Annotated in this window: 7 protein-coding genes; 3 read left to right on the top strand and 4 right to left on the bottom strand. The window is 47.6% G+C overall.

What is annotated here, in order from left to right:
• Positions 1-147: 147 nt before the first annotated feature.
• Together K5Q92_RS12670 and K5Q92_RS12665 are read left to right on the top strand one after the other, a co-directional pair.
• A complete protein-coding gene (locus K5Q92_RS12670) occupies positions 148-8,637 on the top strand; it encodes a VCBS domain-containing protein (protein ID WP_259649566.1) in 8,490 nt (2,829 codons plus the stop codon).
• 265 nt (positions 8,638-8,902) lie between these two features.
• The gene (locus K5Q92_RS12665) at positions 8,903-10,051 is read left to right on the top strand and encodes a putative sulfate/molybdate transporter (RefSeq protein WP_220769362.1); all 1,149 of its coding nucleotides are present in this window, start codon (positions 8,903-8,905) and stop codon (positions 10,049-10,051) included.
• A 245-nt stretch (positions 10,052-10,296) separates the two neighbouring features.
• Here K5Q92_RS12665 and K5Q92_RS12660 read toward each other — a convergent pair whose 3' ends face one another.
• The 4 genes from K5Q92_RS12660 to K5Q92_RS12645 form a co-directional block, all read right to left on the bottom strand.
• Positions 10,297-11,274: a sensor domain-containing diguanylate cyclase gene (locus K5Q92_RS12660; protein ID WP_220769361.1), complete on the bottom strand. Its 978-nt coding sequence runs from the start codon at positions 11,272-11,274 to the stop codon at positions 10,297-10,299.
• A gap of 144 nt (positions 11,275-11,418) precedes the next feature.
• A complete protein-coding gene (locus K5Q92_RS12655; RefSeq protein WP_220769360.1) occupies positions 11,419-11,958 on the bottom strand; it encodes a response regulator transcription factor in 540 nt (179 codons plus the stop codon).
• Positions 11,951-13,255: an ATP-binding protein gene (locus tag K5Q92_RS12650; protein WP_220769359.1), complete on the bottom strand. Its 1,305-nt coding sequence runs from the start codon at positions 13,253-13,255 to the stop codon at positions 11,951-11,953. Before K5Q92_RS12650 ends, K5Q92_RS12655 begins: the two co-directional genes overlap by 8 nt.
• 27 nt (positions 13,256-13,282) lie before the next feature.
• Entirely contained in the window at positions 13,283-14,209 is a 927-nt protein-coding gene (locus K5Q92_RS12645) for an SDR family oxidoreductase (protein WP_220769358.1), read from the bottom strand.
• Between the two features lie 111 nt (positions 14,210-14,320).
• Between K5Q92_RS12645 and K5Q92_RS12640 the strand changes: the two genes are divergently transcribed.
• On the top strand, positions 14,321-16,207 hold the full coding sequence (locus K5Q92_RS12640) for an alkaline phosphatase family protein (protein WP_220769357.1): 1,887 nt from the start codon (positions 14,321-14,323) through the stop codon (positions 16,205-16,207).
• Positions 16,208-16,216: the final 9 nt, after the last annotated feature.

Genomic DNA, 16,216 nt, shown 5'->3' with positions numbered 1-16,216 from the left:
ACTGGCACTGGCACTGGCACTGGCACTGGCACTGGCACTGGCACTGGCACTGGCACTGGCACTGGCACTGGCACTGGCACTGGCACTGGCACTGGCACTGGCACTGGCACTGGCACTGGCACTGGCAAAAATGAAAAACCATTAGCTATTGATAGTCAACAACAAAATCAACATCTTAAAGAAGATAGCGCAACGGAAACGGCTCAGGGAACCTTAACCGCCCACGGTGAAAATAGTCAAAGCGTGACTTGGTCTACCAGCCAAGTACAAGGTCAATTTGGCGAACTACAGCTAAATGCCCAAACAGGCCAATGGCAATATCATCTTAACAATGCATTAAGCTCAACAGATTCGTTAAATGAAGGTGAACGCCACACAGAACAATTTGTGGTTACAGCAACCGACAGCCAAGGTCACCAAGTTAATAGCGTGGTCGCCATTGAAGTCGAAGGCAGCAACGACCAGCCCAAGATTTCTGGCCTGCACCACGCAGCATTAAATGAGCAAGGTGGCGTTGACACTGCAACAGGGCAATTGCTTGCAACAGATCCAGATCATAACGACACAGCCACCTGGTCCATCGTTCAAGGTCAAGGCCAATTTGGCCAACTTGTTATCGTCCCTGATAGCGGGCAATGGCAATACCACCTAAATAATCAATCTCCCTATACCCAAGCGTTAAATGAAGGGGATAAAGTCTCTGAGCAGTTTATTGTCAAGGTTACCGATAGCTCAGGGCAAAGCGTTAGTCAGGTTGTCACTATCGATATTACAGGTAGTAACCAAGCTGCACAGATCCAAGGCGTAAACAGTGCCACGCTCACTGAGGATAAGGACTTAGACAGCCTAGGCGCTTTGCATGCAAAGGGGCTGCTGAACATAACCGATCCCGATAACGGCCAAGCCCAGTTCAATGCCGAAAGTTTGCAAGGCCAATTTGGTACGCTATCTATCGATAACCTCGGTCAGTGGACTTACACAGCAGATAACGCACAAGCTGTAATTCAAGGGCTAAAAACTGGTGAGTCAATCACCGACACCCTGCTAGTCCATTCTGTTGATGGCACCGAGCAAAAGATCACTGTGACCATTAACGGCACTGATGATAAAGCAGTGATTACGGGTACCTCGACAGCAAGCCTCACCGAAGACAAAGATGTGCACGGCGGCCAGCTTCGCGTGGATGGCGCACTCAATGTGACAGATGCTGACAACGGCCAAGCCCAGTTCAATGCCGAAAGCCTACAAGGCCAGTTCGGGACGCTAAGTATTGATAACCTCGGTCATTGGTTCTACACCGCCGATAACTCACAAGCGGCGATTCAAGGACTCAAAACTGGTGAGTCAATCACCGACACCCTGCTAGTCCATTCTGTTGATGGCACCGAGCAAAAGATCACTGTCACCATTAACGGTACCGATGATAAGGCGGTAGTTGGCGGTACGAGCACTGCAAGCCTCATCGAAGATAAAGATGTGCATTCTGGTCAACTGCGCGTGGATGGCGCACTCAATGTGACAGATGCTGACAACGGCCAAGCCCAGTTCAATGCCGAAAGTTTGCAAGGCCAGTTCGGTACGCTTTCAATTAATGATTTAGGCCACTGGACTTACACCGCCGATAATACTCAGTCTGTCATTCAAGGGCTAAAAACTGGCGAGTCTCTCACCGACACCCTGCTAGTCCATTCTGTTGATGGCACCGAGCAAAAGGTCACTGTGACCATTAACGGCACTGATGATAAAGCAGTGATTACGGGTACCTCGACAGCAAGCCTCACTGAAGATAAAGATGTCCACAGCGGTCAACTGCGTGTCGATGGTGCACTCAGTGTGACCGATGCTGACAACGGCCAAGCCCAGTTCAATACCGAAAGTTTGCAAGGCCAATTTGGTACGCTATCTATCGATAACCTCGGTCACTGGACTTACACAGCAGATAACGCACAAAGCGCGATTCAAGGGCTTAAAACCGGCGAGTCACTCACCGACACCCTGCTAGTCCATTCTGTTGATGGCACCGAGCAAAAGATCACTGTGACCATTAACGGTGCCGAAGATAAAGCAGTGATTACGGGTACCTCGACAGCAAGCCTCACTGAAGATAAAGATGTCCACAGCGACCAACTTAGAGTGGATGGCGCACTCAACGTCACAGATGCAGATAGCGGCCAAGCCCAGTTCAGCGCTGAAAGCCTGCAAGGCCAATTTGGTACGCTATCTATCGATAACCTCGGTCACTGGAGTTACACCGCCGATAATACTCAGCCTGTCATTCAAGGGCTAAAAACTGGTGAGTCAATCACCGATACTTTACTGGTACATTCCGTTGACGGCACCGAGCAAAAAATTACCGTCACAATTAACGGTACCGATGATAAAGCGGTAATAAGTGGGACTTCAACAGCCACACAGACCGAAGACAAAGATGTCCATAGCGGTCAACTGCGCGTGGATGGCGCAATTAATGTTATAGATGCCGATAACGGCCAAGCCCAGTTCAATGCCGAAAGTTTGCAAGGCCAGTTCGGTACGCTTTCAATTAATGATTTAGGCCACTGGACTTACACGGCTGATAACTCACAGGCTGCGATTCAAGGGCTTAAAAGTGGTGAGTCTCTCACCGACACCCTGCTAGTGCATTCGGTTGATGGCACCGAGCAAAAGATCACTGTGACCATTAACGGCACTGATGATAAAGCAGTGATTGCGGGTACCTCGACAGCAAGCCTCACCGAAGACAAAGATGTCCATAGGGACCAACTTAGAGTGGATGGCGCACTCAGCGTCACCGATCCCGATCGTGGTCAATCACAATTCCAAGCAGAATCACTGCAAGGAAGCTTCGGTACGCTCACCATCAATAATCTCGGCCACTGGACTTATACCGCGGATAACTCACAAAGCGCGATTCAAGGGCTTAAAACTGGCGAGTCACTCACCGATACTTTACTGGTACATTCCATTGACGGCACCGAGCAAAAGATCACTGTGACCATTAACGGCACTGACGATAAGGCGATAATTACAGATGCTCAAACAGATACCAACTTACGTGGTGTTACCGAAGATCGCGGTTATATCGATACCCAATACGATCTTCACTATGAAGGCAAGTTGAATATTCAAGATCCCGATAAAGGAGAAGGCAGCTTTGATCCCAATATCGGCCCACAAACTTATCAAGGTATTGGTTACGATACCAAATTAGGCGGCCACATATTATTAATGCGAGATGGCCATTACACTTACACCTTAGATAATCGCAACATTCAAAACCTCGCAGCGGGAGAAACCCAAAAAGATTCAGCGGTTATCCGAACCGCTGACGGAACAACCCATACCATTGAACTTACCGTTCATGGCACCAACGATAGGCCAACCATTGCAGCACAGTCGCAATCTGTGGTCGAAGGCGGTGCCTTACTGCATGGACAGATGCTCGGTCAGGATATTGATCATGGTGCCACCCTAAGCTATTCAGCGCCACAAATAGATGGATTAACCTTAAATAGCGATGGTAGCTACAGCTTTGACCCTAGTCATGCAAGTTATCAATCACTAGCCGCAGGGGCGACAAAAATACTCACGATTCCAGTCACCGTAAAAGATGAACACAATGCTAGCAGTACTCGGGATCTGACAATTACAATCACTGGCGTAAACAATTCCGCTTCAATAACAGGTGTTAGTACAGGAAATGTGCATGAAGGCCACTATTACACCGCAGCAGATGGCAGTATTTCCGGCGGCAGTGTTGACGATCGCTCACCTGACCATATGCACGGAAACATAGGGAAACTGTGGAACGATGAAATCCATACTGACGGCCACCTAGCAATCGTTGATGCAGATACGGGGGAAAGCCACGCCAAAACAGGCACTTATTACGGCACTCACGGCCATGTGATACTTCAAGATAACGGAGACTGGAGCTACTACGTTTCCATCGGCCAAGATGCAACAGGGAGAGCGATTGATCATCTGGGGCAAGGTGAGTCATTAACTGATACTGTCACCGTAAAGTCAGCAGATGGCACCACACACGATATTATTATTACTATTCATGGTGATAATGACCGCCCTTATTGCTCTTCAGAAGTACAACTTAACAGTGGCAAAGAAGACCTAGCCCAAACCTTATCAGCTGCAGAGCTATTAGCAAACACCGTAGACGTGGATGCCAACGATGCAGGTAAACTGACTATTAGCAATCTGCATGTTGACCACGGTTCAATTCAAGATAACCAAGGTGGTACCTACACGTTTACACCAGAAAAAGACTACAACGGCCAAGTTCATTTTAGTTATGACGTAAAAGATGCTCATGGAGGTATTACGCATACAGGCGCTTCCACCATACTCATAGCCACCCCTGACGGCGCCATCATTTCAGAGGTGACAACTGAGCATGTCATTGAAGATGGGCCACATAGCAGACACAATGCTGGCGTTACAACTGAACTCGCAAATGGGCAACTACAGGTTATCGATCCAGACAGCGGAGAGGATAAATTCCAATACAGCCAGTTTGGTGAATCTGCTATACACGATCCGTTCGGCGGCATGCTACGAATAGACAGTGCCGGTAATTGGGGCTACAGCGTTAATAATGCAGCTCTGCAGCATCTTGCTCAAGGGCAAACCGAAACCGTTGTTTACCGTGTTCACAGCTATGATGGAACGGCATACGAGTTACACATTGACGTTGTTGGCACCAATGATGCGCCAACCGTTACCCAAGTTACACTCAGTAACGGCACTGAAGACACGCATTATCAAATGCAAGCGAGGCAGTTTGGGTTCACTGATGTTGATACCACAGATACGCTGCATTCTATTTCGATAACAGACTTACCCGATCCCGCTCAAGGTCTATTTGTACTGGATGGTCAAGCAATTCATGCCAATCAAGTCATTGCCACAAGCGACATCAGTAAACTCCAGTTTGTACCCGCACATAACTTTAATGGCGATGTTAACTTCTCCTATACCGTTAGCGACGGTCGTGCTGATTCAGCCAAAGTGACTAATACGCTGCACATTGACTCAATCAATGATACCGCCAGCATTGATGGCAAGAGCCACTCCAGCACAAGCGCTTCAATAACAGAAGATTCCGCCACCAGCGTAATATCTGGTCAACTGAGCTTAATCGATCCTGATGCAGGCGAAGATAAATTTGCCGCTAATACGCAAATCACAGGTCTATATGGTCAACTGACACTTGATGAAAACGGCAGTTGGCACTATGCCTTAAACAACGCATCTCCAGCCGTCAATGGTCTAAATGCTGGCCAGCAACTTACCGATACACTCACCATCACCTCGCCTGATGGTAGCGCCAGTCAAACCATTGCAATCACTATTCACGGCCATACTGACACACCAACCCTGCAACTACAGGAGGCAGGCACAACACAGGGCTTAGATCTTTATGCAGGCATTCAAGGTAACCAAATTAGCCAGTTGCAATACTCTACAGACGGCGTCAATTTTACTAGCCAAATACCAGCGGGCTTTAGCTTAGCTGCCGATGGCCACACACTCGAAGTTGATCCTGCCCATTCAGCCTACGACCATTTAGCCAATGGCGCCCAGCACAAAATCTGGGTCAATTACCAGCTACAAGAAGGCAGTGGCAATCACGCACACCTCTCTAGCCAACAGGCACAAGTGGTTATCAGCGGCACCAGTGATAAACCAGTTATTCATAGTTTCAGTGCAAATTCAGATCAATATAGCGGCCCTGTCAGTGGTAACTTACTTCAAGGTGCAACTGACATAGATGATGGCTCTGCGCTTATTCTGCAAGATTTGCAGTTTAAAGATCCGCAAACTCATCATTACATTACGGTTCATACTGGCCAAGATGTGTCGATCACCGGTGTTGGCCAAATACACATTGCTACAAACGGCGACTATCGCTTTACTCCCGAACCCAGCTTTACCGGCGATGTTCCTGAGTTTATTTACCGTGTGGTTGATACCCATGGAGACTATAAAGATAACAGCCAAAATACGCTGAACATCCATATCAATGCCAACCATCAACCGACAATACAAACTCTAATGGCAAGCACGGCCGAGGATACAGATTATCAATTTAATGCAGCCAGTTTTAGCTATCAAGACAGCGACAATGATACTTTAGCAAGGCTAACAATCACTCAACTACCCGATCCTGCTGACGGTCACTTACTTGTTAATGGCCATGCTATAAGCCAAGGGCAAACCATTAATGCAAATGATATTGATCATCTGCTGTTTAGGCCTGCAGCCAATTTTAATGGTGACGCTCACTTCAGCTATGTCGCCAATGACGGCCATCAAGATTCAGCCGCGCATACCGCAGTAATCACCGTTACCGCCGTTAATGATTTGCCAGTGTTAACTATTAACCAGACCAGTCACACACAAGGAAGCTTAATCGCAACCGATGTTGATACTGGCGATACACATACATTTTCAGCACCTATTCTGACTGGCAGCTTTGGCAGTCTATCTGTTGACCCTGATAGCGGCGCTTATGTCTATACCCAGAATAATTCTGTGGCACATATGAACTATAACCCCGCCACAGCAACCTATAGCGGTGTCGATGTATTTGAAGTTAAGGTGAGTGATAATCACGGCGGTACAGCAAGTCAATTTATCAGCTTCAATGTCCAAGCAACCCTAAGCAGCACGGCTGGCGCAATAGTGATAACAAGCAGTGTTCCAACTCAACCTGTGGTAACTGACAGCTTGCCAAGCGGCCATATTGTTGCAACTACACCCACAAATCAAGTCAGTATCGATCTCAGTACAGCAAGTGACACAGGTAAAAGCCATAGCGATGACTTAACCTCTGACGTCACCCCGACTATAACGGGTCACACAGACATTCCCTTTTCTAGAGTCACAATTTACGATGGAAATAATCCCGTTGGCCACGCCCTCTCTGATGCACACGGTCATTACAGCGTAACACTTTCAACATTAACAGACGGCAATCACAGCCTGTCAGCCAGAGCCCTTGCACCATCATCCATGCAGCCAGCAGTATCATCAGTGCTCGATGTCCAAGTTGATACTCAAGCGAGTACCAGCATTCACCTTGACCCGATTACCGCCGACAATGTTATCAATGCACAAGAGAGCCATACAGCTGTCAATGTAACCGGTAACGTTGGCGGCGATGCACACCAAGGAGACGTTGTTACATTAACTCTCAATCAACAGAGCTATACGACAACCGTTAATAGCCACGGCCAATTTAGTATTGCTGTTGCGGGCAGTGAACTTGCCTCAAATTCATCTATTTCAGCCTCTGTCACCACCACAGATAACGCAGGAAATACAGCACATGCGGCCCAAACCTTGCACTATGATACCGACATCCAAGTAGGAAGACCGAGTATCAGCTTCGAATCCCCTGGTAGCGATAATCTTTATAGTAAAACTGAAATCGCACAAGGGCATGCAGGAACCATTACCGCAACGGTGCATGCTGCAGCCGATGCCAAAGTGGGCGAACACTTAAACATCAACGGTGTTGATCATCTGCTTGATGCCAACACTCTAGCCCATGGAATTGAGATCGAAGTAGCGCCTAGTAGCATAGTCAAAGCCATCATGACCGATGAACACGGCAATGTGAACTCCGCCCTTAATATGGCCGCAGGCGCAAAACCTGAGCCCATAGTTGTTACAGCCCCGCCAGGCAGCCATCACATTGGTACCTCATTAGGCGTACCAACACCCATTCCGGGGCAAACTCCGGTACCTGTCGCAGAGCAAGGCTGGAAAATTTTAGTCAACGGTCATTACCAAACATCCTATACCAGTCAATGGGGCACCCTAACGATTGACCCTAAAACTGGTCAGTTAAGTTATCAAGAACATGGAAATACCCATACAGGTCCCCATGGGAGTGCTCAGAATGTTGGCGTACACGAAGATAGATTTGAAGTCGCCCTTCAAGGCTCACACCATGACGATGTGGTAATGCATGTTCAGGTAAGTATCTTAAGTCATGGCCCCGGCCATAGCGGCAAACTCACTTTAGGATCTGAAGTGCTTGATATGACAGTGACCCCAGTCATGGGTCATCAAACTCCTTCGTCTCCAGCTTTAGTGATGCATGACGAACAGGTAGACCCAGAAGTCACTGTCAATATCGATGATCAGATTATTGCCGATGACAGCGCTTCACATAAAGACAGCCCCCTTGAAAACAGTCCTCTAGACCAAGACAGCCAAGAAGACAATGCGGCGAATTCTGTTACACATAGCGATACAGACAAACTGAGTCACGGTGATTTACAACATACATCAGAGAATCAAGTGGCTGCTCCAATTGATCACTATCTCAATATGGTGGGAATGACACATCAAGATATCGTCCCGCCGAGTGACAGTACAGTAGCAGAGCTTCCCCAAATACAGGTGCTAAGCAATGATGATATTAACACCGATATGTTAGATGTAGAGCAAAGTGATAGCTTTGACAATCCCCTGCTCGATGATGAAAAACATCAGCAGCAATTAGACTTAGCTTCACTTGATGACTCCACAGAGCCAACAGCCCATGATCCAGTCAACGATGATGATTTATTACATCAAGCGTTAAACGATATGCACAATCAAGTGTAAAAATGCATTAAACATTAGCTAGCTTATTGTAAAGTATAAAGTTTGCTCACTTTATGCTTTACAGTGAGTACGCTCAAAACACTCCCTCAAGTTAAGCTATTGCGAATGTTAGACCAATTGACCACTTTCAATTTTCAATCAGGCCAACTTGTCTCAAACTAAATGGATTATCGCTTCCTTAGGGGCGTTTTGCTCCCAATTTTCCACGATAATTCTGGCACCATTCTTGCGATAGCTTTAAGGTTCTTTTCCTACGGCAAGTTATATGAAATGTAAGACCAACCGATTCGATAGTGTTAACCAATATTCAGGAGAGTTTAGCGGCGCCTTCGCCGATTTAGGTACCTTTCTGCCCTTAGTGCTCGGCCTTATTGCCCTGAACCACTTTTCCCCTCAGGGGATCTTCATGGGATTTGGCCTCTTTGCCCTGTTCACCGCTTTTTATTATCGTCGCCCTATTCCGGTACAGCCGATGAAGGTGATTGCCGCGCTAGTGATCGCCCAAGGACTCACGCCTGGCATGTTACAAGCCAGCGGTATATTGATGGGGGTTATTCTCTTAGTGCTCGCCTATAGTGGTGCTATCAAATGGATGGCCAAGCAGCTATCCCCCGCCATTAGCATCGGTATTCAATTGGCCATTGGTCTTCAGCTAATATGGATGGGTGGACAGATGATGAGTCAGACTTGGCTTATCGGCCTCGTTGCTTTCATCGCTTTATTTGCCAGCAAGTTCTTTCCCCTGCGCTATTTGGCGATGCCACTAGTCTTAGCCCTAGGTATTTTATGGCAACTTAATAGTGGAACAGCCCCCAGCTTTGACCTCTCGGTCTATACGCCATGGCAGTTAAGTTGGCCAAGCATAGATGAATGGAGTTCGGCCGTTGGTTTATTAGTATTACCTCAACTGGCATTAACTCTGACCAATGCGGTTATCGCCACCTCTGCGATGGCTAAAGAGAAGTTTCCTGAAGACAACAAAGAAAACTTTGCCCCTCAGCGATTTGCCACCAGCTCAGGCTGGGCGAACTTACTCTTAGCTCCGTTTGGCGCAACGGCCATGTGTCACGGTGCAGGCGGCCTTGCGGTGCAACATCATTTTGGTGCGAGAACCTGGTTAGCTCCAACGATTTTTGGTAGCAGTTGTCTGTTAATCGCAGCCTTCTGGGGTCAAGGTATTGCCACTATTTTATCGCTAATTCCACTGGCAGTTCTGGGCAGCCTACTGGCGATAGCCGGGACTCAGTTAGCTTGGTCACAACGATTCATCGACGGTAAACCATTCTGTATTTTTGTAATCCTGTCCACCGCAGCCATCTGTCTGCTAATTAACACGGCGGCGGGATTAGCCACAGGATTTATACTCGAAATGGGGCGACGTCAGTGGCATATCTATTCAGATCTTAAACACTGATAATTGAGCGCGAAAGCAATTAAAAAGACCATCAAGCTAAGCCCGCTTTACAGAAACTGCGACATGCTGTCGCAGTTTTGCCATCAAGCTTTGCTTACCTCAGCTAATACTGACACCATAGCTTGACACTGAACTTACTGCTTATCGCGTATACGCTTAGGTATCGGTGACATTTTTGGGAACATCAAATGCAAATGCCACTGCATTCCCCGACCCTGAGTTAACTCCTACGCTCAGGGTTTATTTTATCCAGCAACGCGCTGTTTATGTTGAAGCATATCTTGATCTGCCGAATCTAAAAGCTGACAAATATCTATTGTCTCACTTACCAAGCTATAGCCAATAGAAACGGTAAATCTCGGTAGCCCTTCAGAGCAATAACAAAGCTCAAAAGCATCCATAATCCGTTGTTTAAGCCTGTCTAACTCGATAATATCTTTTACCGCAACTAGGGCCACAAATTCATCCCCCCCTAGGCGGCCCACCACATCGGATTCACACACACTTTGACTTAAAATTCGGGCTACAGCTTTTAGAACTAAATCCCCGACCCCGTGGCTGTGCAGATCATTAATATCCTTAAATCGATCGATGTCGAGATATAACAAGCCCAGCAAGCCATCATTACGCTTAGCAAGCTTAATACGTTGCTCCGCCAATACGTTAAAACCACGTCGATTATTAACATCGCATAAGGGATCGGTAATAGCTAACTGCTGCATTTGCGCATAGCAGCCAATTAAAGCGAGATCGGACTCTAGTAGCTCTTTAAGCTGAGTGATCAACTCAATATAGGTTTTTTGATAGTCAGTGGCTTTATAATCCATCACACAGAAAGTACCAAATGCGGTACCACAAGGCCAAAAAACCGGAACTCCGAGGTAAGAGCGAAACCCATCATTATGGACTTCAGGGTTAGTATCCCAACAAGGATCTAACACAGCATTGTTAACGTATAGCGACTGACCAGTCTCGACAATTTTACGACAAAATATATTCACTTCAGGTTCAATTACCACGCCCGAAGCATAGGGGTTAGATCTCTGCTCACTTGCGATCGTGACTTGAAAGCCCTCTTTAGTGTATTGCACTAAAAATCCAGCAGGAGCATCGAACAGCTTTGCAAGCAAGTTCACTGTTTTCTGCCACTTGTCTAAAGAGATCAAATCATTTGGATTATCGAGTAAAAATATATCGGTCGTATAAACGGGGGAATTTTTCATAGACAGATGTGACTCCCTGTAGTCGTACCGTTCTCAGTACAATACAACTCTACAGCAATATATTACATCCAAAAAAGCACAAAACCACCGACTATCAAACTGAAAACAGTGAATTCACCATATAAAATACTGCCCCTGTTATATCTATCGATGATCCGCCGTTGGCTTCTTTAATAATTTACGTTGCAGAGTACGCCGATGCATCCCTAGCTGACGGGCGGTCGCAGATACGTTGCCACTGTTGGCATTAAGCACCTGCTGAATATGTTCCCACTCCAAACGTTTCGGCGACAATGGCTCCTCTGTCAATGGCTCCATCTCATTATCGACCGCAGTTGTTGATAACGCATTGAGCAAAGTTTGCGTATCGACAGGCTTGGCCAAATAGTTATCTGCACCGAGGCGAATGGCTTCTACAGCGGTGGCAATGCTTGCATAGCCCGTAAGCAATACCATCACGACATCTGGAAGCAGCTGTCTGAGCGGTGAGATGAGTTTTAGGCCATTTTCTTGGGCTAACTTCATGTCTAATAGCACGTGAGTTGGGCGAAACTGTCTTGCTAACAATAAACCTTGGGTTGCATCGTGACACTGCTGACACTCAAATCCTTGCTTAGTCATGCGCCTAACAAGCACACTCGCTAAAGCGGTATCATCCTCAATAATGAGTAGTTTTTTAGTCATGACACTCTCCATTGGCGTCGTTATGGCAAACAGGGAAACACACTTCAGCAACCGTACCGCCCTCTTTTGCAACCCTCAAAAGTAACCGTCCGCCTAGACGTTCGACGCTGGCATTACTGAGCAGCAGCGCCATCCCCATACCACGCTCACTCTCGACAAGTTTATGTCCTAGCTGTAGTAGCATCTTTTTAGGGATCCCAACACCAAAATCTCTCACCGAGATACACAGACGATCGCTCTGTGTTGCAGCCACAACCGATACAACCACCTTAGCCTCACCGATATTAGCTAGGCTCGCACTCCCCGCATTTTCAACTAAAGCCAAGAGAGCTGGAAGCAAACTGGCATCAGTCTTGATGGTACGCGGCAGTGCAGCTTCTTGCTGATTATTTTCAACATGTATGAGTACTAAGTTAATCTCAGGCATCAAGAGTAAGACTTGTTGCTTAAGGGTTTCCAGCAGCTCATCGGCGGTTAGTAGGCTTTGCTTCTGCTCTCGAATCGATTCGGTGGCCATGCGCAAAGCGTTCAAGGTCTGTTCGCAACGCACCAGCGCAGTATTCATCTCTAACAAGATCTCGCTATCACTGACGCTATCTTCGACCGCCTCATCCACCAGCAAGCGCAAACTAGCTAAAGGCGTTGCCATCTGATGCGCCATCTGCGCCGACGCCGTACCCAGCGCCAGTAGCCTTTCTTGGCGCAACTGCGCCTCACGCATATAACTGAGTTCAACCTCTTGTTTACGCATTCGCTGGGCAATATAGGCCACACTGGTAGTCAGTACTAACGCCGAGATCAGGAAGTTAAACCACATCCCCAAATAGTGGGAGCTCATATCCATACCATGGTGCTTCATCTGACTCTCGGGTACCGAAAAGATCATCACGCTATAGGCAAAGGTCGACAATAGCGCTAACGCCCAAGGTGCCCACTGAGGCAGGACAACTGCGGCAATCGCAATCGGCAATAATAGCAGTGAGATAAAAGCATTGGTTGCCCCACCAGTAAAGTAGAGCCAGGAGATCCAAAACAGGGTATCGATAAGCAGGACAATGAAAAAGCCATTCTCCAAGCGAGCAATTGAACTACGGTGCCAAAAGGTAAAACCTAAATAAAGTGCCTCTAAGCTCATGCCCCAATAAAGCACTGGACTGGTAAGCGATAAGCCAAACGTATCGGCGGCGAAAAAGGTTAATCCAATCTTAAGCAACAGTGCGCCAAACCGGAGTAAGGCTAGCTGATCGGTCGCCCCTAGATTGCGTATGGGTAAATTTTTAAAGCCAAGGTTTATCATCTTTTTTGGTCTTTGCCGCTTGTGAAATTAACGCCTTACATTATCAACTTTTAAGTAAGCAGCCGCACAGGGAGAGTCCTGCAGCGCTCTTTTAAATCCAATCTTGAAAGGTACCTTGCTTTCAATCCCTAAACTGACAAGTCGCTCACAGCTTAAGCTACTGTCTTTTGGACGTTTTGCGCTATCTGTGGGAGAAGTCACAGGAATAAGGTGCCCGGTGGTGAGCCCCTGTACCTCAGCCATCGCCAGCAACATCTGATACTTGCTCATGGTCTCTTTTGCACTGAAGTGATAATGGCCCTCTAAGGTCTCACCAGCTAGTTTAAGAGTCACCATTTTCGCGATGGCCGTAGCCACATCGGCGGTAGAAGTTGGGCTTCTAATTGCCCAGTTATCGACTGGCTGTTCCGCCGTATCGGCTAACAGCTCTAGCAGCACCATGACTGCTGACTCATTTAACGACTCCACTTCCCCATAGAGGATCGGCAGGCGCAAAATAGCAAAACCTTGCTGTGCGTCGCTAACGACCTGCTCCCCTAGCAGCTTAGATTGACCGTAGAAATTAACTGGATTGGGCTCGGCATCTTCTCGATAAGGTGGCTGACAGCCATCGAACACATAATCGGTCGAGATATATAACAGCCATGCGCCATATTGACTGGCTGCCCGAGTTAGAAACTGTGTGGCATCGCTATTAAGCGCCAATGCGCCTTGGGGATCTTGTTCCGACACATCTGGCCTACGTTCGGCCGCGCAGTGCAAGATAATATCGGGCTTATGCTTAGCAACAAAAGCACTCACCTGCGCTGCTTGAGTTAAGTCTAGTCTCTCTATACTTGGGCTCGTTCGACTGTATCCACAGGCGATGATTTGATGCTCTATGTGTTGAGCCAACTGTTTTATCAGCGCCCGCCCTAACAGACCAGTAGCGCCTGTGACCATAATCTTCGCCATCTTCTTCATCCATTGAACCCTGAGATCTGGCCATCCATCTTAAGGGGTTTTCATCCTGTTAGCACTGGTTTACTCTTGCTAAAGATAACTTTTTATTGAAAGACTATATCGATGCCATCTGCAAGCTCCATTCCGCTAATTATTGCCGGCCCAAGCCTACGTCACTGTGATCAGCAGCACTTCACCCTATGGTTTGTCTGTAAGCAACCTCTGTCGACTTTACGCTTAACATTAGTTGGCGCCGATTTTGACCGAGAGCTAAACCGAGATGAGGTTCACTGTATCCCACTGGGTGAGCATGCATTTCAGTATCTGATCCGTGTCAGCCAAGCTCAGTTATTACCCAAAGATGTCGCGCTCGCCTATCGACTATTTGATAGCGAGCAAGGTGAGCTCTTTCATCAAATCGATGAATTACATTACCCAGACGAACAGGCCTGCAGATTTATCATCAAGCCCCAAATCGATAAACTGATGCATGGCTCGTGTCGTAACGCCCATCATCACAGCAGCGATGCCTTAGTCGCCGCCGATACCCAATTGATGCAGAGCAGCGATATTACGGAGCGTCCAGCACTGCTGATGATGAGTGGCGATCAGGTCTATGTTGATGACATCGCGGGGCCCATGCTGTACGCCATTGGCCAAGTCATCCAGCTTTTAGGGCTACATCAGGAGCAATTCATCGATGCCCCGTTAGCCGACAGCACTCATATCAGCTACCAGCCTGCCGCCATGTATCGACGTCACGTACATCTGCTGCCTAAGACTCAATATAAGGCGAAGACAGCTATCACGGCTTGGTATATCAACCACCCTATCTTTACTTCATCACTCGCTGAGAACCACCTCATCAGCCTCAATGAGATGGTGGCACTTTATCTACTTTACTGGTCACCCGAGTTATGGGATCGGATTGATATCCCTAAAGAGGTTATGGGGCTTAACAAAACTCTCACTCAGAGGTGGCAAAAGGAGTGGACAGAGCTACTGGCATTTAAGAGCGGCCTAAAGCAGGTGCGTCGATTGATGGCACATATCCCCACCTACATGATATTCGATGATCACGATATTACCGACGACTGGAATCTCACCGCAAGATGGGAGCAAGCGGCCTACGGACACGCCTTCTCAAAACGTATCATAGGTAATGCACTCATCGCTTACACCATCTTCCAAGGGTTAGGGAACGCACCAAGTCGCTTCGATGCCGAAATCACTCCTAAGCTCGATGCCTTTCTTAAAAGCCCGACCACCAGCGACCAAGATGCACTCATCGACATACTACTTAGCTTCGAGCATTGGCATTACAGCCTGAACACCTCGCCTAAGCTCTTGGTGCTAGACACCCGAACTCGGCGCTGGCGCAGTGAGTCAAACCTCGCTAAACCTTCAGGGCTAATGGACTGGGAGGCCCTAATGGAATTTCAGGCCGAACTCGTTAACCAGCCCAATGTGATCATTGTCTCTCCCGCGCCTATCTACGGGGTAAAGCTGATAGAAACCGTGCAACGTATGGCAACGATGTGTGGTGGCTCTTTACTGGTCGATGCCGAAAACTGGATGGCCCACCCCGGCACGGCTAACACCTTACTCAGCATCTTCCAGCACAGAAAGACGCCGGAACAGTTCATCATCCTATCTGGAGATGTGCACTACTCCTTTAGCTATGATGTGGGGATTCGCTTTCGTCACGGCGGACCACAGATCTATCAGATCACCTGTAGCGGCTTCAAAAATCAATTTCCGGAAAAGCTACTGCCAATTTTCGATAAGTTTAACGGCTGGCTCTATGGTCACTTCTCTCCACTGAACTTTTTCACTAAGCGTAAGCGTATGTCAATCCGTGGCCGCCGCCCCAATGGCGAGCGTAGCAAGCGCTTAGTCAATCAAAGTGGAATCGGCATAGTGGAGATAGCAGCCGATGGTGCGCCAACCAAGATTGGTGTGCTGCATTCAGACATGAGCGAAACCGAGTTTTTACCGCCAAGGCATTGATTTAGAAGC

Source organism: Shewanella sp. MBTL60-007 (genome assembly GCF_019654915.1).
Classification (GTDB): Bacteria; Pseudomonadota; Gammaproteobacteria; order Enterobacterales; family Shewanellaceae; genus Shewanella.
Note: the sequence above shows the minus strand (reverse complement) of the source record. Positions and strands in the feature narration are given on the sequence as shown.

Bases quoted from the DNA above. Each gene is read 5' to 3' on its own strand.
- K5Q92_RS12655 (WP_220769360.1), bottom strand. From the start codon at position 11,958: ATGACTAAAAAACTACTCATTATTGAGGATGATACCGCTTTAGCGAGT.
- K5Q92_RS12660 (WP_220769361.1), bottom strand. From the start codon at position 11,274: ATGAAAAATTCCCCCGTTTATACGACCGATATATTTTTACTCGATAAT.
- K5Q92_RS12645 (WP_220769358.1), bottom strand. From the start codon at position 14,209: ATGGCGAAGATTATGGTCACAGGCGCTACTGGTCTGTTAGGGCGGGCG.
- K5Q92_RS12640 (WP_220769357.1), top strand. From the start codon at position 14,321: ATGCCATCTGCAAGCTCCATTCCGCTAATTATTGCCGGCCCAAGCCTA.
- K5Q92_RS12665 (WP_220769362.1), top strand. From the start codon at position 8,903: ATGAAATGTAAGACCAACCGATTCGATAGTGTTAACCAATATTCAGGA.
- K5Q92_RS12650 (WP_220769359.1), bottom strand. From the start codon at position 13,255: ATGATAAACCTTGGCTTTAAAAATTTACCCATACGCAATCTAGGGGCG.